This is a genomic window from Actinacidiphila sp. bgisy145 (genome assembly GCF_057708125.1).
Map to the genome: position 1 here is coordinate 253,153 of NZ_JBYIRL010000004.1, position 22,157 is coordinate 275,309.

Here is a 22,157-nt window from a genome sequence, read left to right on the forward strand (position 1 = left end):
GGGCATAAGACCGGCCGTCCTGGCCGGATTCAAACTGTTGTCATACTGCCGGTCTAGACTCTGCCCGCGACGGCTGTGCGCGCGTGCCCGGGAGCAGGCCGCAGCGATGCCAATCCCGGAGGGGACACGGACTTTTGATACAGATCGAGTCGATAACCAAGCGGTATCCCGACGGCACCACCGCGGTCGACAACCTGTCGTTGGAGATACCGGACAACGCCATCACCGTGCTGGTCGGCCCCTCGGGCTGCGGCAAGACCACCACCATGCGGATGATCAACCGCATGGTGGAGCCGAGTTCGGGGCGCATCCTGATCGACGGCGCCGACATCCACCAGCAGCCGGTCAACGCGCTGCGCCGGTCGATGGGCTACGTCATCCAGAACGCGGGCCTCTTCCAGCACCGTACGATCCTGGACAACATCGCCACCGTCCCGCGCATGCTCGGCTGGGACAAGAACCGGGCCCGCAGCCGCGCGTCGGAGCTGATGGAGCGGGTCGGCCTGGACTCCTCGCTCGCCAAGCGCTATCCCTACCAGCTCTCCGGCGGCCAGCAGCAGCGCGTCGGGGTGGCCCGGGCGCTCGCCGCGGACCCGCCGGTGCTGCTGATGGACGAGCCGTTCTCCGCCGTCGACCCGATCGTCCGCAAGGTACTTCAAGCCGAACTCCTGCGTATCCAGGAGGAGTTGGGCAAGACCATCGTCTTCGTCACGCATGACATCGACGAGGCGATCCGGCTCGGCGACATGATCGCGGTGCTGCGGACCGGCGGCCGGCTGGCGCAGTTCGCGCCGCCGGACGAGCTGCTGTCCCGCCCGGCCGACGACTTCGTCGAGGACTTCCTCGGCACCGACCGCGGGGTGCGGCGGCTGTCGTTCTTCACCTCCGCGGGCCTGGAGCTCACCACCGCGCCCGTGGTCTCGGTCGACACCACGCCCGCGCAGATCGCGGAGCGGGCCGCCGCCGAGGTGCCCTACCTGCTGGTCACCGGCGCCGATGGCAAGCCGCTGGGCTGGGCCGAGCCGAAGTACCTCGCGGGCGGCGGGAAGAGCCTGTCGGCCGACCAACTCATCAGCTACGGGCGGCCGTTCGAGTTCGGCCGCGAGTCGCTGCGGGACGCGCTGGACTGCGCGGTGCTCTCGCCCACCGGCTGGGCGGTCGCCGTGGACGGCGACGGGCGCGTGGTCGGCGTCACCTCGCAGGCGACGATCGGCGCGGCGATCCGCAGTGCGCACGCCGAGCGCGGCGGGAACCACGGCAAGCGCGGCAAGCAGAACAAGAGCGGGCAGGACGCCGGCCCGGTGCAGGTCGCCCGATGAGCAGCGGCGGCAACGGGTTCTTCGACCTCCCCAGCGACCTCCAGCACTCCTACGCCGGACTGATCGGCATCCACCTGGAGGAGTCGCTGATCCCGGTCGCGATCGGACTGGCGGTGTCGCTGCCGCTGGCCCAGGCGTGCGTGCGGTTCCGCTGGCTCTACCCGCCGGTGCTGTGGGTCACCACGATCCTGTACGCCATCCCGTCGATCGCGTTCTTCGTCTTCCTGATCGACTACACCGGCGACAGCGCGACCACGGTGATCATCCCGCTGACCGTCTACAGCCTGGTGATCCTGCTGCCGTCGATCGTCGACGGCGTCAGATCGGTGCCCCCGGAAACGCTCGCCGCCGCCGAGGCGATGGGCTTCAACTCCTTCCAGCGCTACTTCCAGGTGCAGCTGCCCATGGCGGTGCCCGCGATCTTCGCCGGGCTGCGGGTGGCGACGGTCTCCAGCATCAGCCTGGTCAGCGTCGGCACGATCATCGGCAACCAGGGCGGGCTCGGCAACCTGCTCGGGGACGCGCTCGCCTACCACCGCTCCAACCTCGCGGTCACGTCCGTGGTGTCGATCGCGGTGCTCGGCGTCGTCATGGACCTGCTGCTCATCGGCCTGCGCACGCTGCTCACGCCGTGGATGCCGCGCGGGCGCAAGGCGGCGAAGCGGGCGAGCCTGGCGGCGGCCGTCGAGTCCGACGGTCCGGCCCGGTCCGACCACCCGGCCCAGCTGGAAGGCGCGGCCAAGTGAACATCTTCCACTTCATGAACGTCTTCTTCAGCGACGGCGCCCACTGGCACGGGTACGCGGGCGTCCCGCACCGCCTGGAGGAGCACCTCGGCTACACCTTCGAGGCGCTGGCCATCGCGGCCGCCATCGCGCTGCCGATCGGCCTCATCACCGGCCACACCGGGCGCGGCGGCAACGCCCTCGCGCTGGTGGCCACCGCGGGCCGCGCACTGCCCAGTTACGGCCTGCTGGTGCTGATGTTCTTCTGGCTGGGCATCGGCCTGGTCCCGGTGATGATCCCGCTGGTCGCACTCGCGGTCCCGCCGATCCTCGTCACCTCCTACGAGGCGATCCGCACCGTGGACCCGGCGCCGGTGGACGCCGCCCGCGGCATGGGCATGGGCCCCGCGGCGGTCCTCTTCCAGGTCGAAGTGCCCGCGGCGCTCCCGCTGATCATCAGCGGGTTCCGCTCCGCGGCCATCCAGGTCGTCTCGACCGCGGCCATCGCCGCGACCGTCAGCCTCGGCGGTCTCGGCCGCTACATCGTGGACGGGCTCTACCAGCGCAACTACGCCACCGTGGTCGGCGGCGCCACGCTGATCGCGCTGCTCGCCCTGGCCATGGTCGGGTTGATCTGGCTGGTCGAGCGGGCCGTGGTCTCCCCCGGGGTGCGGCGCAGCAACTGACCTTCCCCCTCCCGCAGTTCCCGGGCCGGCTCGCCATCCTGTGCGAGCCGGCCCGTGCGTTGGGGCATCGACGCCGGTGACGGCCCTCGACGCGGCCACCGGGGCGTTCACCGTGTGACACCGGACCGGGCTGTCGTACCCCCGCGCTAGCCTGCCGGGCATGACAGGTGGCACGGGAAGCGCTGAAATCGGCGCCCTGAAAGCGGCGTTGGACGGCCAGCGGAAGCACGTACTGGGGATTCTCGACGGGCTCTCGGAGGAGGAGCTGCGGCGGGCGGCGCTGCCCAGCGGGTGGAGCTGCCTGGCGCTGGTGCGGCATCTGACCGTGGACGTCGAGCTGTTCTGGTTCGCCGGGGTGGTCGCGGGGGCGCCGGACGTGGCGGGGCAGCTCGCGGCGGGCGCGCGGCCGCACTGGTCCGTCCCCGAGGGGATGGGCGCCGCGGAGGTCTTCGCGGAGTACCGCGCGGCCATCGCCCGGGCGGACGCCGTCCTGGCCTCGGCCCACCCCGAACAGCCCCTCGCCGCCTGGCCGGTGGAGCTGTGGCCGGACTGGCGGCTGCCCGACGTACGGCACGTGCTCATCCACGTCCTCACCGAAGTCGCCTGCCACTGCGGCCACTTGGACGCGGCCCGCGAACTGTCCGACGGCACCGCCTGGCTCCCCGGCAACCCCTACGCGGCCTAGCCTCCCCCACATGCCCGGCGCAGCGCCCTCCCGTACAGGTGGGCCATGGCGCGCTGCCCGCACCGGCCGAAGGGGCCGGCCGTACGCAGCCACCACGCGGCCGGGCGGCTGTACGCGCGCACCGTCAACTCCGCTGCGCCGTCCGGGAGTCGGCGGATCACGAAGGACTCCTCGCCGCACTCCGGGTGCCCGGGCAGTGTCCCGTAGGCGAAGCCCGCGCGATCGGGCTCCGCGACCGTCCACACCACCTCGCACGGCGCTCGTACCGGCCCCCACCGCAGCTCCACCCGCACCCCCAGCGCGGCCGCCGGCGTCCCCACGGGCACCCTCATCCCCGGTGTCCCGCGGTGCATCCCCCACCCGGACAGCACCCGCACCGCGTCCTCATACGCCCCGCCCCCGAGCCGCGTCCGCACCGTGAGCGCCCGGAACCCCTCGGGCGCCGCCGCTCCCTTCGTCATCCCCACGGCGTCGTACGTCACACCGGCACGTGTCCCGCTCATACGCCGATCGAACTGCCCCTCGCCCCGGGGCGCAAGCCCCCCACGCTCGGGACGGGGATCAGGTCCAGGTCGGCACGTTGCCGCCGGCGTAGCGGGCGCCGAAGCCGCCGTGGGGGAGGATCGCGTCGATGGCCGCGAGGTCGGCATCGGTGAGGGTGAGGTCGGCGGCGCCCACGTTCTCGTCGATGCGCTGCGGGCTGCGGGTGCCGGGGATGGGCACGACGTGCTCGCCGCGGGTCAGGAGCCAGGCCAGGGCGAGCTGGGAGACGGTGGCGCTCTTGGCCGCCGCGAGGGCGGCGAGCTGTTCGACGGCTTCGAGGTTCTTCTCGAAGTTGCCGGGCTGCCAGCGCGGGTCGGCGTTTCGGATGTCGTTGCCCTCGTACCGGCCGGCGGGCCTGGCGGTGCCGGTGATGAAGCCGCGGCCGAGGGGCGAGTAGGCGACGAAGCCGATGCCGAGGTCGGCCAGGACCGGGAAGAGCTGCTCGACGTCCCGTTCGAACAGGGAGTACTCGGTCTGGAGGACGGAGACCGGCTGCACGGCGTGCGCCCTGCGGATCGTCTCGGGTCCGGCCTCGCTGAGTCCGAAGTACTTCACCTTGCCCGCGTCGATCAGCTCCCCGACGGTGCCCGCGACCTCCTCGACGGGCACCTCGGGGTCGACGCGGTGCTGGTAGAAGACGTCGATGTGGTCCACGCCGAGGTAGCGCAGGCTGTTGTCGGCGACCTTGCGGATGGTGGCGGGCCGGCTGTCGAGCCGGACGCCGATCTGCTCGGGCGGGACCGACATGTCGACGCCGAACTTGGTGGCCAGCACCACGTCGTCGCGGAAGTCCCGGACCGCTTTTCCGACCAGGATCTCGTTGGAGCCGGTGCCCCAGCCGTACATCTCGGCGGTGTCGAAGAAGGTCACGCCCTGTTCGTGGGCGCGGCGGAGGGCAGCGACGCCGGCCTCCTCGTCGGTGGGTCCGTAGGCCATCGTCAGGCCCATCGCGCCGTAGCCGATCGCCGAGACCTCCAGGCCCTGGCTGCCGAGCGTCCGGGTGTGCATGGTGCGCTCCTTCGATGAAGTGTGGTCTGAAGTGCGGTTCGTGGACGGACAGGTCGGTGCGGGCCGGGTCAGTGCGCATGGGTCGCGGCGGCCAGTCCGGCGCGGTGGATGCGGGTCTGCTCGGCGACGCGCCGGCCGAGGTGGCGGGCGGTGCTGAGGTCCGCGTCATGGACGTCGGGGGTGTCGTTGAAGCTCTGCGCGCCGGCGCCGAGGTAGAAGCCGAGGCGGTTGTCGTCCTCGGGGCCGGACGTGGTGGTGTTCCAGCCCGGCAGGAGGTTCAGGCTCACCCAGAGCATCCCGTGCTGGGCCGCCAGGAGCGAGAGGTACTGCAAGGTGTGCAACTTGTCGCCGCTCATGGAGCCGGAGTTGGTGAATCCCGCGGCGAGCTTGTCGCTCCAGGCGCGGGACATCCAGCGCTTGCTGGTGGCCTCGGCGAAGGTGTGGAACGCCCCGGACGCGGTGCCCATGTAGGTGGGGGTGCCGAAGATGATGCCGTCCGCGGCGTCCATCAGGTCCCAGTCGGCGTCGCTGAGGGCGGCGACGTCCACGCGGTGGACCTGTGTCCCGGCCACGGAGTGGGCGCCGTCCGCGACGGCGGTGGCGAGCTGCGCGGTGTGGCCGTAGCCGGAGTGCGACGCGATGACGATCGAGATGTCGGACATGGGGGTGTTCCTCTCCTGCCGCGGTGGCGGCGTGTGCGGTGGTGCCTCGGCGAGGGCCGGCGGCCCCGGCCGGGGCGCGGGGCATGCCGAGCCCCGCGGACCGGTGGCACCCGCCATCAGGCCGGTATCGCCGTTCCGCTAAGAACGGTAGCATCGATATAACGGCGGTATGCAAAATCGGGTATCGTTGTTCCATGGACGAGGGACGACGCGCCGCGCGGCGCCAGGTACTACAGGTGGCGGCCAAGCTCCTGGAGGAGGGCGGCAGCGAAGCGGTCTCCACGCGGGCGGTCGCCGCGGCCGCGGGCATCACGGCCCCCGCGCTCTACCGGATGTTCGACGACAAGGACGGCCTCCTGGCCGAACTGGCCGCCTACGGCTTCGAGATGTACCTCGCCGAGAAGGAGGAGGCGCTGGCGCTGACCCCGCACGACCCGGTCGCCGACCTCTACCGCGGCTGGGACCTGCACGTCGACTTCGGGCTGCGGCACCCCGCGTTCTACATGCTCATGTACGGCACGGTGCGGCCCGGGCAGCGTCCCCCCGCCGCGGACGAGGCGCACGCCCTGCTGGTGGGGGTGCTGCGCCGCGCGGCCGAGGCCGGGCGGCTCCGGGTCCCGGTGGAGCAGGCGACCCGCGTCATCCACGCGGCGACGACGGGTGCCGCGCTGGCGCTGATCGGCGAACCGCCCGCGCAGCGGGACCTGACCACGTCGGCACGGCTGCGGGACACCGTCATCGCCTCCGTCACCACCGACGCGCCCGCCGCGTCCGGGTCGGACCTGGCCTCGCGCGCGCTCGCCCTCGACGCGGCGCTGGAAACCGCGCCCACCGCCGAACCGCCCGCCGCCGCGGGCGCCGGGGTGCCCCTGAGATCCACGGAGACGGCTCTGCTGCGCGAATGGCTCCGGCAGCTGGCGGGCTGAACCGCCCGCGCGCCCCGGGGCAGGTGCGGCCCGAACCCGACGGCGGCGGGCTGGTCGCGCAGTCCCCGCGCCCCCGGGCAGGTACGGCTGCTCGGCAGCACGCAGCGACCGCACCTGACGACGGCGGGCAACCACATCCAGGGGCGCGGGGAACTGCGCGACCAGCCCTCCACCGGGCGGCACCCGGCCGACAAGCAGAGACCCCCGCGGCGGGGAGCCGCAGCCCACCGGGCGCACCCGGGACCGACCCCTCAGCCGAGCGCGGGAGCCCCGGTCGGCGGCTTCCCCTGGCCGGCCGCCCAAGATGCCAGGAGCACCAGATTGCCCGCGGTCGGTGTGCCGGCGGGCGCGGTGTAGACGTTCAGGTGCAGGCCGGGGTCGGCGGGCAGCTCCATCGACTCGACGTCCAGGTCGAGCCGGCCCACCACCGGATGGTGCAGCCGCTTGTGCCCGGACCGGTGGAGCCGGACGTCCTGGGACGCCCACCGCTGCCGGAACAGCTCACTGCGCGTGGACAATTCCCCGACCAGGGCGACCAGTTCCCCGTCGCGCGGATCGCGGCCGGCTTCCATGCGCAGTTTCGCGGCCACATCGCGGGCGATCCGGTCGTAGTCGACGAAGAACGCGCGGGCCGCATCGGATTCCAGATAAACGAACCGCGCGGTGTTCGCCGGCCGCCGCGTGTCGGCGAGCACCGGTGAATACAGCGCGCGGGCCAGGTGATTCGTGGCCAGTACGTCATAACGGCCGTTGCAGATCCACGCCGGCGCGTCGGTGAGCGCGTCGAGCACCTGCTGAAGCGCCCGGCGCACCGTCACCGCGGGCCGCCGGCGGTGCGGACCGCCCGGCGCCCGGGACTGCCGCGCGAGGTGGAACAGGTGGTCGCGCTCGGCCTCGTCGAGCTGCAAGGCGGCGGCCAACGCGTCGAGCACCCCGTCGGAGGCGCTGGTCAGGCTGCCGCGCTCCATCCGCACGTAGTAGTCGACCGACACCCCCGCCAGGAGGGCCACCTCTTCCCGGCGTAGTCCCTTGACCCGGCGGTTGCCGCCGTGGGCGGCCAGCCCGGCCCGCTCGGGCGCGATCCGCGCGCGGCGCGACGTCAGGAATTCCTTGATCTCGGTACGCGGATCGATGCTGGCCACCGCTTCACCATAAGCCCTGCCCGCAGGCGGAGACAGGCCCTGCCAGTGCCCCTTTCGGCAACGCGCCCCGTACCCGCGGCAATGCGCCTTCGGACAAGGGGGAATCGGCAGTTCCCCGAACAGCAGGGCCTCCCGGCCGCCCGCAATACGTGCCTAGGCTGCGGAGACCGATTCCGAGGACGGAGACCCATGGCAGACAACCAATTCGCCGCGCACGCAGACCTATTCGACCTGACGGGGAAGTCCGCACTTGTCACGGGCGGCACCAAGGGGATCGGGCTGATGATCGCGCGCGGCCTGCTCCAGGCCGGCGCCCGCGTCGTCATCAGCTCACGCACCCCGGACGCGTGCGCGCAGGCACAGCAGGAACTGTCCGCGTTCGGCGACGTCCAGGCCATCCCCGCCGACCTGTCCCGGCACGACGAGTGCCGGCGCCTCGCCGATCTCGTCACGGCCGACGCGGAACGCCTGGACATCCTCGTCAACAACGCGGGCGCGATGTGGCGCGAGCCGCTGGAGACGTTCCCGGACGAGGCGTGGGACACGGTGATCGACCTCAACCTCAAGTCGCCGTTCTGGCTGGTGCAGGCGCTGCTGCCCGCACTTCGCCGGGCGGGCACCGCCGACGACCCCGCGCGGGTCGTCAACATCGGCAGCATCGCCGCCATCCACGTCGCCGAGTCGCCCAACTACTCCTACGCCAGCAGCAAAGCGGGGCTCCACCAGCTCACCCGGGTGCTCGCCAGGGAACTGGGCCCCCAGCACGTCACGGTCAACGCGGTGGCCCCGGGGCCCTTCCCGTCGCACATGATGGCGGCCACGCTCGAGGCCGTCGGCGACACGATCGCGGCGAAGGCCCCGCTGCGCCGGCTCGGCCGCGACGACGACATGGCAGGTGTCGCCGTCTTCCTCGCCAGCCGGGCCGGGCGCTACCTCACCGGCACCGTCATCCCGGTCGACGGCGGCATCGCCACGACCGCGACGGGCACCTAGGCGGCGCCCTCCGTATCGTCAGCGTCGTCGCAGGCGGTGGCGGCGGACCGGTCCTGCCAGGCCGCGAGGTCGGCCTGAAGGCTGCGGATCTTCACCCGCTGGCGTTCGATCGCGTCGCGCCCGAGCGCCAGGTGCCCGGGGAGCTCGTCGCCGCAGGTGACCTCGTGGATCAGGGCGGCGCCCTTGGCGGGGTCGCCGAGCTGGGTGTGGTTGGCGGTGCCGGCCCAGTCCAGGGTGGCGTGCGCGGGCGTGCCGTCGTAGGCGGGGATGCGCCGGGCCGCGGTCGACAGGGAGCTGGTGTCGAGGAAGTCGGTGCGGAAGACACCGGGTTCCACGACCATGCTCTGGATGCCGAACGGCGCCAGCTCCGCCGCGAGGGCCTCGCCGATGCCGGCCACCGCGAACTTCGAGGCGTTGTACATACTCACCCCGGGCTCCCCCTCGAACCCGGAGCGGGAGCCGATGTGCACGATCTTCCCCGCCCCGGCCGCGCGCATGACGGGCAGGACGGCGCGGGTCATGGCGATCAGCCCGAAGACGTTGAGGTCGAACAGCGCACGCGCCTCGGCGTCCGTGACCTCCTCCAGCGCACCCAGCAGGCCGCGGCCCGCGTTGTTGACGAGGACGTCGACCGTGCCGAAGCGCCGCACCGCCGCTTCCACGGCCGCGGTGATCTCCTCGCTCCGGGTGACGTCGAGGGCGACGCCGAGGACGCAGTCGGAGCCGAGCAGGTCGGCCGGCAGTTTCCGCGGGTTGCGGGCCGCGGCCACGACCGTGTCGCCGCCTTGCAGCGCGGCCCGCGCGATCTCCAGCCCCAGCCCTCGGGACGCACCGGTGATGAACCACGTCGACATGAGATTCCTCCCTGTTCCTCTGTCCTGTTCCTCTGTTCGGACGCTGCCCCGACCGCCACTCCCGGCGGCGGGGACGGCTTCCACCGAACCAGCTTTGAGCAGGCAGAAGAGGCCGCAGGAGGGCCCGCCTGATCGGGGGAGGAACTGGGCCACCTTCCAGCTCCCGCGGCGCCGGCGCGTGCGCGACCCTGGAGGGATGGACCGTGAGCACCCCGACAGCGCACCGATGGCGGAATTCCTCCGCTCCGCCCGCTCGCGCCTCACCCCGCGGGAAGCCGGGCTCGACGACCCGGGCGGGGGCCGGCGCCGGGTGTCCGGCCTGCGCCGGGAGGAGCTCGCCCGGCTGGCCGGTGTGAGCGTGGACTACTACACGCGGCTCGAACAGGGCCGCAGCCGCAGCGCCTCGGCGGAGGTACTCGACGCGCTCGCCACCGCCCTGCACCTGGACGACGCCGAGCGCAGCCACCTGCACACGCTCGGGCGGCCCCGGTCCCGGCCCGCCCGGCGCCGCCGCCCCCGCCCCCAGCAGGTCCACCGCGCCACCTGGGACCTGCTGGACGCCCTCCAGCAGACCTGCCGCCCTGCTTTCGTCCTCGGGCGGCGCCTTGACGTGCTGGCCCACAACCAGCTCGCCGGGCGCCTGATCACCGAGTTCCGCGCGCTGCCCGCGGCCGAGCGGAACCAGGCCCGCTTCGTCTTCCTCGACCCGCACGCGCGCGAGCTGTACCGGGACTGGGCCCGCGTCGCCGCGGACACCGCGGCCATGCTCCGCCTCGACGCGGGCCGCCACCCGGACGACCCCGGCCTGAGCGCCCTGGTCGGCGAGCTGTCCATCCGCAGCGAGGAGTTCCGCCGCTTCTGGTCGGACCACAAGGTGCACCGCCGCACGACCGGCACCAAGGACTACCACCACCCGCTCGTCGGCGACCTCACCGTCACCTACCAGGCCCTCACCCCAGGGGACGACCTGGACCAGACCCTCTTCGTCTACGCCACCGAACCCGGCAGCCCCTCCGAGACCTCGCTGCGCCTGCTGTCCCAATGGACGAACGCGACAGCGCACACCGGAGCCGCCGCAGCCAAGTCCCCAGCGCCGCACGACTGAGGAACCCGAGCGAGTGGTGGCGCTCCCACCCCGCAGCGGCCCGCCCGGTCGGCGTGGTGTGCTGGCCGTACGGCGCCTCGGAACCGCCCGGCGCCGTCGCGAGGGGGACCCCAAGCCCCCAGCCCACAGGAGGAAGCCGCGATGAGCACGACCGCGATCGAATTCGAGGCGAAGGCCCTCGGGATCGACCCCGACGAGATCCGCGCCAGGCTGCTGGCGGCCGGTGCCGAGCACACCGGGGACCGGCTCCAGCGCCGGTACGTGTACGACATCCCCGGCGGCCCGGGGACGTGGGTGCGGCTGCGCGCCAACGGTGAGACCGCGACGCTGTGCGTGAAGGAGATCCTGAGCGACGCGATCGACGGGGTGCGGGAGACCGAGACGACCGTGGGCGACTTCGACGCCACGCACGCGATCCTCGGCAAGCTCGGCTACCTGCCGAAGGCGTACCAGGAGAACCGGCGTTCGTCGTGGGCACTGCTCGGCGCGGCCGTCGAGATCGACCACTGGCCGCTCATTCCGCCCTATCTGGAGATCGAGGGGACCAGCGGCGACCACGTCCACGAGGTGGCGGCGGCCCTCGGGCTGCCCGCACACGAGCTCACCAGCGAGAACACGACCGCCGTCTATCGCCGTTACGGCATCGACCTCGACACGATCCCCCGGCTCACCTTCGAGTGAGGGAGAGGGACCGGTCTGCGTTCAAGGACGCCGAGGTGCGGCGGCTCGGGCGGGAGTACGGCGGGAGCCGGTGAAGGGGTGGCCCGGTCAGAGGGTGGTGGGGGTGCAGTGGTGGAGGCGGACGGAGAGTTGGGCCGCGAGGAGCCAGGGGGTGAGGGGGCCGTCGTAGGGGAGGAGGGCCGGGCCGAGGGGGACCGGGCGCGGGGAGGCGGGATCGGGGGAGGGGGCGAAGAGCATGCCGTGGGCGCCGGCGACCTCGGGGGAGGCGACGCGGTAGACGGCGTGGCCGCGCCGCAGGTACGGGCACAGGCGCAGCGAGACCAGCGCGCAGGGCCGGCAGATCGGCGGATGGGTGGCGCCCATCTCCTCCGGCCACCCCGGCCAGTCGTCCCGGTCGTCCCCGAGCAGCCAGAGCACACCCTCGGCGTCGCGGTCCGCCGGCTCCGCGCACACCTGGCACAGCAGCAACCGCATCGCGCGCCGCTGCCGCGCCGGGTGCACGGCGCCGAACGACGGCTTCCCGCGCCCCCGCGCCAGACCCGAGCGCATCCACAACACCCCTTCCGCGTCCCGGTCGTGGGGCACCTCGTCGCGGTAGGCGATGCCGCGCCCGTCCGCCCGCAGCACCACCGGCCCGGCCGACCGCTCCTCCGCGCTCCAGGTCGCGATGTACGGCACGGTGGGTGCCGGCTGCCGCGGCGGCTGCGAGGCGTTCACGCGCACCCCCCGAAGTCCCCGGCGGCGGGGCGTACGGCCAGCCCGCCCGCACCCTCCTCCTCGTCGTGCGCTGCCGCCCAGTCCGCCCGCGCCCCCAGCAGCGCCGGGTGCACCTCGTACGCCAACCGGTCCGCCTGCGCCCGCAGTTGCTCCGCCAGCGCCAGCACGTCCGCCGGGCCCAACTCGCTCAGCCAGCACTCCGGCGTGACGTTCACCGTCACCGTGGGCACCCGCGGCTCCGGGTCCGCCGCGTACGGCACGCAGTCGATGCTGCCGCACAGCAGGTGCAGGGTCCCCGGCTCCCCGCCGTCCTGCCCGGTCCGCCGCACCCTCCGCAGCGTCTGCCCGTCGAAGTCCGCGTAGTGGTGGACGTCCACCAGCCGCGCCGCCAAGTGCTCGATCGGCACGTCCACTTCGCTGGGGTCCTCCGCCGCCCACGGCGGCAGGTAGCCGCTCACGGTGTGCCGACTCGTCGTCGTGATCCGCCACTTGCGTGCCTGCGGCGCCTCAGCAAGCGGTAAAGCCTCGCTCCCGTCCTTGCCGGGCTGCCCCAGCAACGGGAACGGCCCGCCCTCCACGGTGGTGGGTTCCATGTGCAATTTCCCTTTCTGCGCGATCTCTTTCGAAGTGAGCTTTACGAGCCAACGGGTGGGCCCGAGGGTGCGGGGCGAGGGCTCGCCGTCCGTGCCTTCCCCCGGGTGCCCTACGCGTAGTTCCCGGGCCCGGCAGGCGGCTTCCGCCGAAGCGACTTCCGCGGGGCGCGCCTGCCGTACGCTGCACGGTTCCGCCGCCCATAGCCCCCGGTTCCCCGGCCGCTGAAGGGAGAGTGACCACGCGGTACTACGCATCACCTGGCCCGCGTCCCCGGTCCGGGTGTCCACCACCCAGGTGCCCTCGCCGTACGGCATGACGGTCGCCTCTCCGTGTCCGCCCCCTCGCTCTGTGTTTCCAGGTTCCCCTGTCAAGGGGTACCGTCGCCAGCCCACACCGGGTTCCAAAGGTTCCCGAACTCCGAGCACGGGGGGAGCGCATGAACGCACACACATCGCAACGGCAGGACGGTGCCGCTTACTTCGGGCAAGAGGTCCGCTACGCCCGCGAGCAACGCGGCATGACCCAGGCCCAGTTGGCCCTGGAAACGGGGTACGAACGCCCCTACGTCACCCGCGTCGAGAGCGGCAAGCTCCTCGCGTCCGAGCAGTTCGCGGAAGCGTGCGACCGCATCTTCGGCACCCCGGGGTTTTTCGCGCGCCTACGCGTCCGGGTGAGCGAGCGCGGCCACCCGGGCTGGTTCATCCCCTACGTCAACCTTGAGCGCGACGCGACGGTGATCCTGCACTACGCGCCGCTGGTCATCCCGGGAATCTTTCAAACGCGTGAGTACGCAACAGAGATCTTTCGCCAGGCGCACCCGAGGGACGACGCGGATCAGCTTGCCGTACGGGTCGAGACGCGTCTTGCGCGACGTGCAGCGCTGAGGCAACGAGTGGAGCAGCCCCTATTGTGGATCGTCCTCCACGAGTCGGCGCTGCGTACGGTAGTCGGCAGCCGCGACGTCATGTCGGCTCAACTGGCGAGCTTGCTCGATGAAGCGGAGTCGCCAGACGTCACGATTCAGGTTTCGCCCTTCGATCAGGGACTGCCGGGCGGGCCATCGCTCTTCGTACTGCTCACCCAAGCCGAAGGTGGCACGCTGCTTTACTCGGAGACCATGCAGCGGGGATACGTTGACGAATCCGAGCCGAGCGTATCGGCAGCGCAGCTACAGTACGATCGCCTGCGAGCCGCAGCGATGCCGCCGAGAGAGTCGCTGGCGTTCATCCGCGCCGTGATGAAGGAGTACAGCCCATGAGCACCCTCCCCGCCCTCCGTGCCGCGAACTGGGTGAAGAGCAGCTACAGCGCTGGCAACGGCGGCGAGTGCGTCGAGTTCGCTCGTAACGTTCCCGGGGTGGTCCCGGTCCGTGATTCGAAGGACCCCGAGGGGCCCGCGCTGGCCTTTTCCGCGGACGCGTGGAGGTCGTTCGTATCCGCGGTGCGGGCGGGGGAGTTCCCGGCCGTTTGACCGCGGTCGGCGCACCCGGGAGGAAGCCCGACGTGAGCAATCTGTTCGACCTCACCGGCTGCGTGGCCGTCGTGACCGGGTCCAGCCGCGGGATCGGGCTGGCCGTCGCCCGCACCCTGCTGGCCCAGGGCGCGCGGGTCCTCGTCAACGGCTACGACGCGGCCGAGACCGCCGCAGCGGCGGAGGTCCTGCGGGCGCGGCATCCGCACGGCCCAGGCGAACGGCCCCGGGTCGCCGCCCTCGCCGGCGACGTGACCGACGCGGATCTGGCCCGCGGCCTGGTGGAAGAAGCGGTCCGCGTCTTCGGCCACCTCGACCACGTCGTCTGCAACGCGGGCATCGACATCATCAAGCCCGCCGTCGACTACACCCCCGAGGAGTGGGACCGCATCCTGACGGTCAACCTGCGCGGCGCCTTCCAGCCCGCTCAGGCGGCCGCCCGCCACTGGATCTCCGCGGGCAGCGGCGGGTCCGTCACGATGACGTCCTCCATCGCCGGTGCCGTCGGCATCCCGACCCTGGCTCCCTACGCTGCCAGCAAGGGCGGCGTCAACCAACTCGTGCGCACCCTCGCGGCGGAGTGGGCCGCACACCGTATCCGGGTCAACGCCGTCGCGCCCGGGTACGTCGCCAACATCATGGACGCCGTCACCGCCCACGACGACCCCGCCTCCGACCGGCGCATCCGCACCTTCACCCCGCTCGGCCGCCGGGCCACCGTCGAGGAGATCGCCGCCCCCTACGCCTTCCTCGCCTCCCCCGCCGCCTCCTACGTCACCGGCTCCATCCTCTCCGTCGACGGCGGCTACACCGCCACCTGACCCCCACCCCCGTCCACCCCCGCCGCCCTCCGGCGCCTCGGCCGGCCCCGAGCGACCCCTCCCCGTGACGAGTTGCTCCGAGTCCGCCGAGCACCCCCGTTGCGCTGACAGCCTTCGCGGAGCGCGTCATCTGGGCCGGCAACCGCTGAGCGTGGCCCGCCCGCCCCGTGTCGGGCGGGCCGGTTTTCGGGGGAGCCGGGGTCAGTAGGAGAGGGTTTCGACCGGGCTGGCGGCCGAGACGATCTGGATGTTGGACTCCTCGATGTAGACCTCGCTCTGGTACTTGTGCCCGTTGACGCCCTTGTACGCGAAGGGCCCGACGTGGCCGGTGCCGCAGCCGACGTTGTCGTCCAGGACGAGGGTCTTGGTCGTCTCGTCGGCGAGCAGCACGTGCGCCGTCGTGCAGATGTGCGCGTCGATGACGTAGCCGTCGGGCTCGAGGTTCGACCCGCTCGCGCTGATGCACGCGCTGACCTGGTCGCCGTCGTCGGCCCACGCGCTGGTGCAGCCGCCCCCGGAGGAGGCCTGGGCGGTGCCCGGCATGATGAGGATGCCCGCGGCGGCGGTCGCGGCCACGCCCAGCGAGGCGATCTTCTTCTTCACGGTGGCAAGTCCTTTCGGCGGCACTGATCAACTACGGCCTACGGTCGCCCCCGCCCGCCGCGCACCGCCAGCCGCCGCGGCGATCTGGGCACACCCCGGGACGTCACCCCTCTGACCTGCGCGAACCCGCCCGCCCGCGGGCAACGGGCGGGTCGCCGCGCTCCCCGGCCGGAACGCCCCCTTGCGGGTGGGAGACCCGGGCGGGACGCTGCGCAGCTACCGTCCCGGTCACCGGCGGAGGAGCGCACGCGTGTTCAGGCACCCGGTGCTGTACCCCGAGCGGGGCGTCCCCGTGCGCACCGCGCAGGAACTGTGGGCGGCCCTGCTGGCCGCCGGTTCAGCGTCCCATGGCGCCCCCACCGTTCGCCCCGGCTTCGCGGAAGGGTGACGGGCAGCTCTCCAAGCGGTGCGTCGCGTACGAGTGGACCCGTACCCCAGAGGGGCGGCCGCACCTTGAGCGAGACCACCCGCTTCGACTCGGGCGTACTGAAGCGGTCCCTCCAGTCGGTCACCCTCGCTCACGGCTGGTCCTGGCGCCCCCTCACCCGCCCCCCGCGAAAGGGCTGGACAGAAGCGGGCAGGCGGTCGTGGAGGGTGGCGAAGGCGGTGCAGGTGAAGGGGTAGGTGAGGGCGGCGGCAGTGAGCAGCCCGAGGATGACGGGGGCGAGGATGCCCGCGTAGTAGCCCGCGAAGAAGTTGCCGGTGGTGTCGGCGAGGAGGTGGCGCACGGCGGGGCGGGCGGGGAGGGCGACCTGGGTGGCCAGGCGCGCGAGGAGGGCGCAGAGCGCGGCGGCGGGCAGGGTGAGGGCGAGGACGCGGCTGGCTCCGGCGCGGGTCCAGACCTGGGACCAGGAACGGCGCAGCGCCGTACGGGCGTTGAGGCCGGCGGCAGCGGCGGCGGGCGCGAGGGCGAGGCCGACGCGCAGGAGGACGGCGGCCAGGACGGCCAGCACCAGCAGGCAGGTGAGGAGGGTGTTGCTCCAGGAGTGGGCGTCGCGGCCGTTGGGGTGGTAGCCGAAGAGGCCGTGCGCGGCGACGACGGCCAGCGGCACCAGGGGCCAGGTGATCAGCCCGCGCAGCGTGTAGACGGTGAGGAGGGCCGGTATCCGGGTGCGGCCCGAAGCAGCGCCCGGCTCGGCCTCAACGCCTGTCGGCCGTACGGTACTTGCCGCCGTGACGGCCCGCGAGCACGCGCTTTGCAGGGCCGCGCTGGCGATGCCCAGCAGGAGCAGGAAGAGCGGAAGCGTGCCGAGCGCGACCTTCGCCAGCCCGGTGTGGTCGTGGACGTACGGGTCCTCGACGTAGTGGTACCAGTTGCGCTGGTTGCGCATGTGCGTGAACAGCGGCCAGGAGCAGGCGAACACGGCGGCCGTCAGCAGCAGCCAGGCAAGCCCGGCCAGCCCGACGACCTGTGCCGTCGCCCGGACGAGGGCGCCGCGCTGCCGCCGCAGTACCGCGAACACCGTGGCGGCGGCGCCTCGTTGCGGGGGATCGGACGGTGCGGGTCGGTCGTGCTGCGTCATGGAACGGGGCCTTCGCCTGGTCGGGGGCGTTTCCTGACGGGGACGCGCCGCGGCCCACCGCGGTTGCCCACCGTCCGGCCCGGCGCGGCAGGCTCAGACCGTGTGGACGGTGGTCCCGGCCTCCTCGAGCGCGGCGATCTCCGCCGCGGGCGCGTCGATGTCCGTGACGAGGCGGGGGAGTTGGGCCGCGGCCGCGACGAAGGCGAACGCGGTGTGCCCGAGCTTGCCGCCGTCCGTCGCCACGACCGCCCGCCGGGAGGCGCCGATCGCCGCCTTCTTCACGGCCGCGTCGTCGAGGTCGTACGCGGTCAGGCCCTCCGCCGCGCTGAGGCCGCAGCAGCCGATGACGGCGGTGTCGAAGCGCAGGGCCGCCAGCGAGGCGAGGGTGAGCGGGCCGGTCAGGGCCCCCTCGGCGGCGCGCGGCTGCCCGCCGGGCACGAGCAGGGTGGCCGGGCCGGGCTGCTCGCCGAACAGGCGGATCGCCTGGAGCGACAACGGCACGACGGTGACGGGCCGTTCGCGCAGCAGGCGGGCGACCTCCAGGCAGGTGGTGCCGCTGTCGAGCACGACGGTCTCGCCGTCGGCGATCAGCGCGGACGTCTCGGCGGCGATCCGCCGCTTGGCGTCCACCGCGTCGCTCAGCCGCAGCGCGAACGGCGGTTCCTCGCCCCGCAGCAGCAGCGTGCGGGCGCCGCCGCGGACGCGTTCGAGCACGCCTTGGGCCGCGAGGGCGTCGAGGTCGCGCCGGATGGTCATCTCGGAGGCGCCGGTCAGCTCCGCCAGTTGCTGGACCGTGGCCGACCCCGCCGCCCCGACCTCGCGCGCGATCAGCCGGTGGCGGTCCGCATTGCTCATACGGCGATTGAACACCACCGCGGAACGCACATGCAAACTGTTCGAAGAGGCACTTTTCAAACACGCATGATGGTCGTTACGGTGTGGGCATGGAACGCTCGCTCCGGTCCGCCCGCACGGCGACCTTCGTGTACTTCGTCCTGTGCGGCACCCTGATGGGCACCTGGGTCGTGCACATCCCCGCCATCGAACAGCGCACCGGCATCAGCCACGCCACCCTCGGCCTGCTGCTCGTCCTGCTGGGGCTCGGTGCCTTCGCCGGGATGCAGGTCGCCGGCCGCCTGTCGGACCGGATCGGCGCGCGCGTCGTCGTACCCGTCTCCGCCGCGCTGTGCGCGGCCACCCTTGTGCTGCCCGGGCTGCCGCGCGACCCGTGGACGCTGGCCGGGGCGCTGCTGGTGTTCGGCTTCTTCGACGGCTGCCTGGACGTGAGCATGAACGCGCACGCGGTGCACGTGGAGAAGGCGTACGGGCGGCCGGTCATGTCGGCCTTCCACGCGACGTTCTCGGTCGGCGGGGTCCTCGCCTCTCTCGTCGCGGCGGGTGCGGCGGGCGCCGGCGCGGGGCCGGCGGCCACGCTCGGGGTGTCCGGGGCGGTGGGGGTGGTGGTCGCGGTGGTGGCGGCGCGCGGGCTGCTGCCGGCGGAGGGGGTGCCCGGGGCCGTATCCGGGACCGCGCCAGAGACCGCGCCCGGGGCCGTATCCGGAACCGCGCCCGAGGTCGTACCCGAGACTGCACCCGATACCGCACCCGCGGCGTCCGCGCGACGGCGCAAGGCGCCCGGCCGGATCTGGGTACTCGCCCTCCTCGCCGCCATGGTCATGCTCGCCGAGGGCGCCGCCAACGACTGGAGCGCCCTGCACCTGAAGGACGTCCTCGGCGCGCCCTCGGACGTCGCCGCCATCGGCTACGGCACCTACGCGGCGGCCATGACCCTCGGGCGGCTGCTCGCCGACCGCGTCTCCGGCCGCTTCGGGCCGCTGGCCGTCCTGCGGTACGGGTCGGCCGCCGCCGCGGCCGGGATCACCGTGGTCGCCCTCGCGCCCTGGCTGTGGGCCGCCTTCGCCGGGTGGGCGCTGTTCGGGCTCGGCCTGTCCGGGTGCGTGCCCCAGCTCTTCAGCGCCGCCGGGCGCGTGGACCCCGCGGCCGCGGGCACCAACGTCTCCCGGGTCTCCGGGATCGGCTACCTCGGGATGCTCTCCGGCCCGGCCGTCATCGGCTGGCTCACCCACGTGGTGGCGCTCAACCACGCGTTCCTGCTGCTGACGGTGCTGTGCGCGGTCGCGGCGCCGGCGGCGGGGGTGCTGCGCGCCGACACGGGCGCCGGGTCCGGCTCCGGTTCCGGCGGTCAGGCCGTGCCGAACAGCGCCATCGACTCCGCCAGCCGCTCCCGGGCCCAGTCGCGCGCCGACTCCTCGGTGTGACCGCGGTAGTACGTCTCCACCACCATCACCAGCGCCACGTACAGGCAGTACAGCCGGCGCCGTACGAGCGCGTCCCCGGTCGGCTCGGGCATGCCGTAACCGCGGAGAAACGCCGACGAGTCGCCGAACGCGGGGAGTTGGTGCCCGGTGAACCCCCACTCCATCAACGGGTCGCCGTAGAAGGCCCGTTCGTGGTCGAGGATCGCCGTGATCGCGCCGTCGCGGACCATGACGTTGCCGATCCACAGGTCCCACTCGACCAGGCGCGCCTCGGTCACCTCGTCCAGCGCGGGCGCGTGCGCGGCCAGCACCGCGCGGATCTCGTCGTACCCCCGGCCCAGGTCGATCGCGCGGCGCTCGCCGTCGGCCACGATGTCCTCGAACATCCGGGAGAAGGCGCGCCGCCAACTCGGCTCCGGCGGCCCGGAAAGCGGGCCGAACCCGGGTCCGCGCACCGCGTTGATCTCCCGGTTGAGCGCGCCGAGCCGCTCCATGTAGGCGTCGCGCTCGGCCGCGGGGAGCCCTTCGGCGAGGACGGCGAGGTTGTCCGCGTCGACGTGGCCCATGAAGAAGTAGCCGCTGTCGCACAGTTCGCGGCTGCGGTCCACGAAGTCCACCCGGGGGAGGGGTACGTCGGTGTGCTTGCGCAGCAACTCGATGGCGGCCAGCTCGGTGTCCATCGCGCCGCGCTCGTACGTCAGCACCTCCACCGCGGCCGGCGGGGCGATCTTCACCACGACCCGGGCGCCGTCGCGCAGCCGTATCCGGTAGGCGGCGTTGAACCAGCCGAACCCCAACTCCTCGGCCCAGTCCTCGCCTTCGGGGACCTGCGCGGGTCCGTACGCGCGCTCGACCATCGCGCGGAGCGCGGCCGGCGACTGCCGGTTCTTGGTGATGCTCTCCAACGGGTCCTCCTGGTACGGCGTGGGGCGTACGGGTAGGTGGGCGCCCGGGTCAGCCGCGGACCGCCGCCATCAGGGCCTGGTGGGTCTCCCGGTCGGCCGCGGCCACGAGGCCGCCGACCGTCTCGCCCAGGGGCGCGCCGTCGATGCCGGTGACCACGCAGCCCGCGGCGCGGCACAGGGCGATGCCCGCGGCGAAGTGGACGCTGCCGGTCAGGTCGGGGCCGTCGGTGACGTAGCCGGCGCGCTTGCCCGCGGCGACCCAGGCCAGGGCGAGGCTGGTGGACCCCACGCGGGGCCGGAAGCGGCTGACGAAGGCGGGGTGCGCCAGCAGGGCGGCCGGATGGAAGCCCGGGGCGTGCAGGAACGGCGGGTCGAGGTTGACGTCCACCAGTCCTGAGGCGGCGGTGGGCGTGAGCGGGGCGTCCCCGTCGGAGCCGCCGCGCCGGAGGCGGGCGGTGGCGCCGTCCGTGACGAACACCTCGCCGCCGAACGGGTCGGCCACCGCCGCCGGTCCGCCGCGCAGCGCCACGTTGACGGCCACCAGCATCGTGCCGACCGCGTAGTTGAGCGTGCCGCACAGCGGGTCGACCAGCCACTGGCGGGCCGCGTCGGCGGCGCCGCGCCGCCCGCCCTCCTCGCCGAGCACCGCGTCCCCGGGGCGCGCGGCGCGGATGACGCCGAGGATGCGCTCCTCGGCCGCCACGTCCGCCTCGGTGGCGAAGTCCCCGCCGCCCTTGTCGATCCGGGCGAGCGGCCGCCCGTACATCTGCCGCACCACGTCCGCCCCGGCCCGCGCCGCGGCCGCGGCCACCTCGGCGTCGTCCGCGTACCCCTCGCTCATGCCGCTCACCCTAGCCACCCGCCGCGCGGCGGGTCAGTCGCAGCGGCTGCACAGGACGCCGCGGTAGGTGGCGGCCAGGGTCCGGGCCACGCCCGGCTCGGGGGCCCAGCGGCCGCGGTGGCTGCGGTGGGACGGGGGACCGTACGGGGACTGCCAGGCGGGGCGGTCGGCGCGGTGCGTGCCGCGCGGCACCCGGGGCAGACCGGGTACGCGGAGCCGGACCGCGCCGAACCCGCGGCGGTGCAGGAGGGCGATCGAGGGGCATGTGGGCACGACGGCCCAGGTCTTGGTCATGGGGCTACACCGTTCCCGTGGGAAGAGGACCAGAAGCAGCACGGCGGGCCGCCTGCGGACGGGAGCACCGTAACGGCGCCCGCCCGCGCGGCTCCATCGGTTTTCCCCGGGTTTCTCCCCGGTCCGCCCGCCCCCGAAGCGCCGTTCGGTAACCTGGCGGCCGGGGACGGCGCCGCGAGGCGGGGGGACGGATGGACTCGGTGTCCGTGGTGTCGGCGGCACTCGCCGTGTGCGGGGCAGCCGCCGCGGCGCTGTTCAGCTACCGGGTCTCATCGCAGTGCACCGGGCTTTAGTCCGGTGGTGAGGCGATTCTGAGAAGTGCTCTGGCTCGCGCTGTGCGCATGGGTCCGCACTGTCGGCCTCTGCTCGGACGGGCCGGTTCTGCTGCTCGATGTACTGCTTCACGATCGACAGTGGAGCCCCGCCGACCGACCCGGCGAAGTACGAGCCGGACCACGGCCTCTGTGCCCGCCGGTAGTGTCGGACCAGCTCGGGATATTCCTGGCGGGGCCTGCGGGAACTGACGCCCTTGAGGCTGTTGGCCAGCTTGGACGGGGCAACTTTCGGCGGGAGGTTCACGAGCGGGTGGACGTGGTTGTTCTCGCCGTTGAACTCGACCGGCTCGCATGCGAACTCGGCGCAGACGGCCCGCATGATCTCTTCCATGCGCGTCAGGTGGGCGTCCTTGAAGACCTTGTGCCGGTACTTCGTCACGAAAACCAGGTGGGCGTGCAGAACGAAGGCACAGTGTCGGCCAGTACGGATGTTCTGATACTCGGCG

At 73.0% G+C, this 22,157-nt stretch carries 26 protein-coding genes and 1 pseudogene; 13 read left to right on the forward strand and 14 right to left on the reverse strand.

Annotated elements, in window-relative coordinates:
• The first annotated feature begins 134 nt into the window (after positions 1-134).
• The 4 genes from AC3ERT_RS06105 (at position 135) to AC3ERT_RS06120 (ending at position 3,415) form a co-directional block, all read left to right on the forward strand.
• Entirely contained in the window at positions 135-1,319 is a 1,185-nt protein-coding gene (locus AC3ERT_RS06105; protein ID WP_335977147.1) for an ABC transporter ATP-binding protein, read from the forward strand.
• Positions 1,316-2,065 (forward strand): ABC transporter permease, encoded by a 750-nt coding sequence (locus AC3ERT_RS06110; protein ID WP_435126150.1) that lies wholly within the window; start codon positions 1,316-1,318, stop codon positions 2,063-2,065. The genes AC3ERT_RS06105 and AC3ERT_RS06110 overlap by 4 nt, the downstream gene beginning before the upstream one ends.
• Positions 2,066-2,079: 14 nt before the next feature.
• Positions 2,080-2,730, forward strand: coding sequence for an ABC transporter permease (locus tag AC3ERT_RS06115; protein WP_435173097.1), 651 nt, complete (start codon positions 2,080-2,082; stop codon positions 2,728-2,730).
• A gap of 160 nt (positions 2,731-2,890) precedes the next feature.
• Complete coding sequence (locus AC3ERT_RS06120; protein WP_435126156.1) at positions 2,891-3,415, forward strand: DinB family protein; 525 nt, start codon at positions 2,891-2,893, stop codon at positions 3,413-3,415.
• On the opposite strand, the gene AC3ERT_RS06125 is transcribed toward AC3ERT_RS06120, so the two are convergent.
• The 3 genes from AC3ERT_RS06125 to AC3ERT_RS06135 all read right to left on the reverse strand — a co-directional run bounded on the left by AC3ERT_RS06125 (position 3,412) and on the right by AC3ERT_RS06135 (position 5,628).
• Entirely contained in the window at positions 3,412-3,918 is a 507-nt protein-coding gene (locus tag AC3ERT_RS06125) for a DUF1990 domain-containing protein (RefSeq protein ID WP_435173057.1), read from the reverse strand. The two genes, AC3ERT_RS06120 and AC3ERT_RS06125, sit on opposite strands and share 4 nt — an antisense overlap.
• Positions 3,919-3,976: 58 nt before the next feature.
• A complete protein-coding gene (locus AC3ERT_RS06130; protein ID WP_435126162.1) occupies positions 3,977-4,966 on the reverse strand; it encodes an aldo/keto reductase in 990 nt (329 codons plus the stop codon).
• 68 nt (positions 4,967-5,034) lie between these two features.
• The gene (locus AC3ERT_RS06135) at positions 5,035-5,628 is read right to left on the reverse strand and encodes a flavodoxin family protein (RefSeq protein WP_435173058.1); all 594 of its coding nucleotides are present in this window, start codon (positions 5,626-5,628) and stop codon (positions 5,035-5,037) included.
• 194 nt (positions 5,629-5,822) lie between these two features.
• On the opposite strand from AC3ERT_RS06135, the gene AC3ERT_RS06140 reads away from it, so the two are divergent.
• A complete protein-coding gene (locus AC3ERT_RS06140; protein WP_435173060.1) occupies positions 5,823-6,554 on the forward strand; it encodes a TetR/AcrR family transcriptional regulator in 732 nt (243 codons plus the stop codon).
• A gap of 251 nt (positions 6,555-6,805) precedes the next feature.
• Here the strand turns inward: AC3ERT_RS06140 and AC3ERT_RS06145 are convergent, their stop codons facing one another.
• Positions 6,806-7,687, reverse strand: coding sequence for an MmyB family transcriptional regulator (locus tag AC3ERT_RS06145; protein WP_435126299.1), 882 nt, complete (start codon positions 7,685-7,687; stop codon positions 6,806-6,808).
• A 198-nt stretch (positions 7,688-7,885) separates the two neighbouring features.
• On the opposite strand from AC3ERT_RS06145, the gene AC3ERT_RS06150 reads away from it, so the two are divergent.
• Positions 7,886-8,689, forward strand: a complete 804-nt coding sequence (locus AC3ERT_RS06150; RefSeq protein WP_435173062.1) for an SDR family oxidoreductase — start codon at positions 7,886-7,888, stop codon at positions 8,687-8,689.
• Here AC3ERT_RS06150 and AC3ERT_RS06155 read toward each other — a convergent pair.
• Positions 8,686-9,543: an SDR family NAD(P)-dependent oxidoreductase gene (locus AC3ERT_RS06155; protein WP_435173064.1), complete on the reverse strand. Its 858-nt coding sequence runs from the start codon at positions 9,541-9,543 to the stop codon at positions 8,686-8,688. The genes AC3ERT_RS06150 and AC3ERT_RS06155 overlap by 4 nt on opposite strands.
• A 196-nt stretch (positions 9,544-9,739) precedes the next feature.
• Between AC3ERT_RS06155 and AC3ERT_RS06160 the strand changes: the two genes are divergently transcribed.
• Positions 9,740-10,648 (forward strand): helix-turn-helix transcriptional regulator, encoded by a 909-nt coding sequence (locus AC3ERT_RS06160; protein ID WP_435173066.1) that lies wholly within the window; start codon positions 9,740-9,742, stop codon positions 10,646-10,648.
• A gap of 141 nt (positions 10,649-10,789) precedes the next feature.
• A complete protein-coding gene (locus AC3ERT_RS06165; RefSeq protein ID WP_435173068.1) occupies positions 10,790-11,329 on the forward strand; it encodes a class IV adenylate cyclase in 540 nt (179 codons plus the stop codon).
• Between the two features lie 87 nt (positions 11,330-11,416).
• Here AC3ERT_RS06165 and AC3ERT_RS06170 read toward each other — a convergent pair whose 3' ends face one another.
• Together AC3ERT_RS06170 and AC3ERT_RS06175 are read right to left on the reverse strand one after the other, a co-directional pair.
• Positions 11,417-12,046: a hypothetical protein gene (locus tag AC3ERT_RS06170; protein WP_435173069.1), complete on the reverse strand. Its 630-nt coding sequence runs from the start codon at positions 12,044-12,046 to the stop codon at positions 11,417-11,419.
• On the reverse strand, positions 12,043-12,639 hold the full coding sequence (locus AC3ERT_RS06175; protein ID WP_435173071.1) for a DUF6907 domain-containing protein: 597 nt from the start codon (positions 12,637-12,639) through the stop codon (positions 12,043-12,045). The genes AC3ERT_RS06170 and AC3ERT_RS06175 overlap by 4 nt, the downstream gene beginning before the upstream one ends.
• Positions 12,640-13,076: 437 nt before the next feature.
• Here AC3ERT_RS06175 and AC3ERT_RS06180 point away from each other — a divergent pair, with 437 nt between their 5' ends.
• From AC3ERT_RS06180 to AC3ERT_RS06190, 3 genes are read left to right on the forward strand one after another with little or no spacing between them, the layout of a single operon-like run.
• Positions 13,077-13,898 (forward strand): helix-turn-helix domain-containing protein, encoded by an 822-nt coding sequence (locus AC3ERT_RS06180; protein WP_435173073.1) that lies wholly within the window; start codon positions 13,077-13,079, stop codon positions 13,896-13,898.
• On the forward strand, positions 13,895-14,110 hold the full coding sequence (locus AC3ERT_RS06185; RefSeq protein ID WP_435173074.1) for a DUF397 domain-containing protein: 216 nt from the start codon (positions 13,895-13,897) through the stop codon (positions 14,108-14,110). The genes AC3ERT_RS06180 and AC3ERT_RS06185 overlap by 4 nt, the downstream gene beginning before the upstream one ends.
• 32 nt (positions 14,111-14,142) lie before the next feature.
• Positions 14,143-14,931, forward strand: coding sequence for an SDR family NAD(P)-dependent oxidoreductase (locus tag AC3ERT_RS06190; protein WP_435173075.1), 789 nt, complete (start codon positions 14,143-14,145; stop codon positions 14,929-14,931).
• A gap of 201 nt (positions 14,932-15,132) precedes the next feature.
• On the opposite strand, the gene AC3ERT_RS06195 is transcribed toward AC3ERT_RS06190, so the two are convergent.
• The gene (locus tag AC3ERT_RS06195) at positions 15,133-15,534 is read right to left on the reverse strand and encodes a hypothetical protein (protein WP_435173076.1); all 402 of its coding nucleotides are present in this window, start codon (positions 15,532-15,534) and stop codon (positions 15,133-15,135) included.
• Positions 15,535-15,784: 250 nt separating this feature from the next.
• Between AC3ERT_RS06195 and AC3ERT_RS06200 the strand changes: the two genes are divergently transcribed.
• Positions 15,785-15,922, forward strand: coding sequence for a hypothetical protein (locus tag AC3ERT_RS06200; protein ID WP_435173077.1), 138 nt, complete (start codon positions 15,785-15,787; stop codon positions 15,920-15,922).
• A gap of 130 nt (positions 15,923-16,052) precedes the next feature.
• Here AC3ERT_RS06200 and AC3ERT_RS06205 read toward each other — a convergent pair whose 3' ends face one another.
• On the reverse strand, positions 16,053-17,057 hold the full coding sequence (locus AC3ERT_RS06205) for a hypothetical protein (protein ID WP_435173078.1): 1,005 nt from the start codon (positions 17,055-17,057) through the stop codon (positions 16,053-16,055).
• A gap of 93 nt (positions 17,058-17,150) precedes the next feature.
• On the reverse strand, positions 17,151-17,912 hold the full coding sequence (locus AC3ERT_RS06210) for a DeoR/GlpR family DNA-binding transcription regulator (protein WP_335977084.1): 762 nt from the start codon (positions 17,910-17,912) through the stop codon (positions 17,151-17,153).
• An 89-nt stretch (positions 17,913-18,001) separates the two neighbouring features.
• Here AC3ERT_RS06210 and AC3ERT_RS06215 point away from each other — a divergent pair, with 89 nt between their 5' ends.
• Positions 18,002-19,336, forward strand: a complete 1,335-nt coding sequence (locus AC3ERT_RS06215) for an MFS transporter (protein ID WP_435173080.1) — start codon at positions 18,002-18,004, stop codon at positions 19,334-19,336.
• Here AC3ERT_RS06215 and AC3ERT_RS06220 read toward each other — a convergent pair.
• The 4 genes and pseudogenes from AC3ERT_RS06220 to tnpA all read right to left on the reverse strand — a co-directional run.
• Complete coding sequence (locus tag AC3ERT_RS06220; RefSeq protein WP_435173082.1) at positions 19,261-20,241, reverse strand: phosphotransferase family protein; 981 nt, start codon at positions 20,239-20,241, stop codon at positions 19,261-19,263. The two genes, AC3ERT_RS06215 and AC3ERT_RS06220, sit on opposite strands and share 76 nt — an antisense overlap.
• 49 nt (positions 20,242-20,290) lie before the next feature.
• Positions 20,291-21,082, reverse strand: a complete 792-nt coding sequence (locus AC3ERT_RS06225; protein ID WP_435173084.1) for an inositol monophosphatase family protein — start codon at positions 21,080-21,082, stop codon at positions 20,291-20,293.
• 33 nt (positions 21,083-21,115) lie between these two features.
• Positions 21,116-21,376, reverse strand: a complete 261-nt coding sequence (locus AC3ERT_RS06230) for a hypothetical protein (RefSeq protein WP_435173086.1) — start codon at positions 21,374-21,376, stop codon at positions 21,116-21,118.
• A 372-nt stretch (positions 21,377-21,748) separates the two neighbouring features.
• Positions 21,749-22,141, reverse strand: a pseudogene (gene tnpA / locus AC3ERT_RS06235) (IS200/IS605 family transposase); the annotation flags it as partial.
• Positions 22,142-22,157: the final 16 nt, after the last annotated feature.

Bases quoted from the DNA above. Each gene is read 5' to 3' on its own strand.
- AC3ERT_RS06110 (WP_435126150.1), top strand. From the start codon at position 1,316: ATGAGCAGCGGCGGCAACGGGTTCTTCGACCTCCCCAGCGACCTCCAG.
- AC3ERT_RS06115 (WP_435173097.1), top strand. From the start codon at position 2,080: ATGAACGTCTTCTTCAGCGACGGCGCCCACTGGCACGGGTACGCGGGC.
- AC3ERT_RS06120 (WP_435126156.1), top strand. From the start codon at position 2,891: ATGACAGGTGGCACGGGAAGCGCTGAAATCGGCGCCCTGAAAGCGGCG.
- AC3ERT_RS06125 (WP_435173057.1), bottom strand. From the start codon at position 3,918: ATGAGCGGGACACGTGCCGGTGTGACGTACGACGCCGTGGGGATGACG.
- AC3ERT_RS06130 (WP_435126162.1), bottom strand. From the start codon at position 4,966: ATGCACACCCGGACGCTCGGCAGCCAGGGCCTGGAGGTCTCGGCGATC.
- AC3ERT_RS06135 (WP_435173058.1), bottom strand. From the start codon at position 5,628: ATGTCCGACATCTCGATCGTCATCGCGTCGCACTCCGGCTACGGCCAC.
- AC3ERT_RS06140 (WP_435173060.1), top strand. From the start codon at position 5,823: ATGGACGAGGGACGACGCGCCGCGCGGCGCCAGGTACTACAGGTGGCG.
- AC3ERT_RS06150 (WP_435173062.1), top strand. From the start codon at position 7,886: ATGGCAGACAACCAATTCGCCGCGCACGCAGACCTATTCGACCTGACG.
- AC3ERT_RS06155 (WP_435173064.1), bottom strand. From the start codon at position 9,543: ATGTCGACGTGGTTCATCACCGGTGCGTCCCGAGGGCTGGGGCTGGAG.
- AC3ERT_RS06160 (WP_435173066.1), top strand. From the start codon at position 9,740: ATGGACCGTGAGCACCCCGACAGCGCACCGATGGCGGAATTCCTCCGC.
- AC3ERT_RS06165 (WP_435173068.1), top strand. From the start codon at position 10,790: ATGAGCACGACCGCGATCGAATTCGAGGCGAAGGCCCTCGGGATCGAC.
- AC3ERT_RS06175 (WP_435173071.1), bottom strand. From the start codon at position 12,639: ATGGAACCCACCACCGTGGAGGGCGGGCCGTTCCCGTTGCTGGGGCAG.
- AC3ERT_RS06180 (WP_435173073.1), top strand. From the start codon at position 13,077: ATGAACGCACACACATCGCAACGGCAGGACGGTGCCGCTTACTTCGGG.
- AC3ERT_RS06185 (WP_435173074.1), top strand. From the start codon at position 13,895: ATGAGCACCCTCCCCGCCCTCCGTGCCGCGAACTGGGTGAAGAGCAGC.
- AC3ERT_RS06205 (WP_435173078.1), bottom strand. From the start codon at position 17,057: ATGACGCAGCACGACCGACCCGCACCGTCCGATCCCCCGCAACGAGGC.
- AC3ERT_RS06210 (WP_335977084.1), bottom strand. From the start codon at position 17,912: ATGAGCAATGCGGACCGCCACCGGCTGATCGCGCGCGAGGTCGGGGCG.
- AC3ERT_RS06215 (WP_435173080.1), top strand. From the start codon at position 18,002: ATGGAACGCTCGCTCCGGTCCGCCCGCACGGCGACCTTCGTGTACTTC.
- AC3ERT_RS06225 (WP_435173084.1), bottom strand. From the start codon at position 21,082: ATGAGCGAGGGGTACGCGGACGACGCCGAGGTGGCCGCGGCCGCGGCG.
- AC3ERT_RS06230 (WP_435173086.1), bottom strand. From the start codon at position 21,376: ATGACCAAGACCTGGGCCGTCGTGCCCACATGCCCCTCGATCGCCCTC.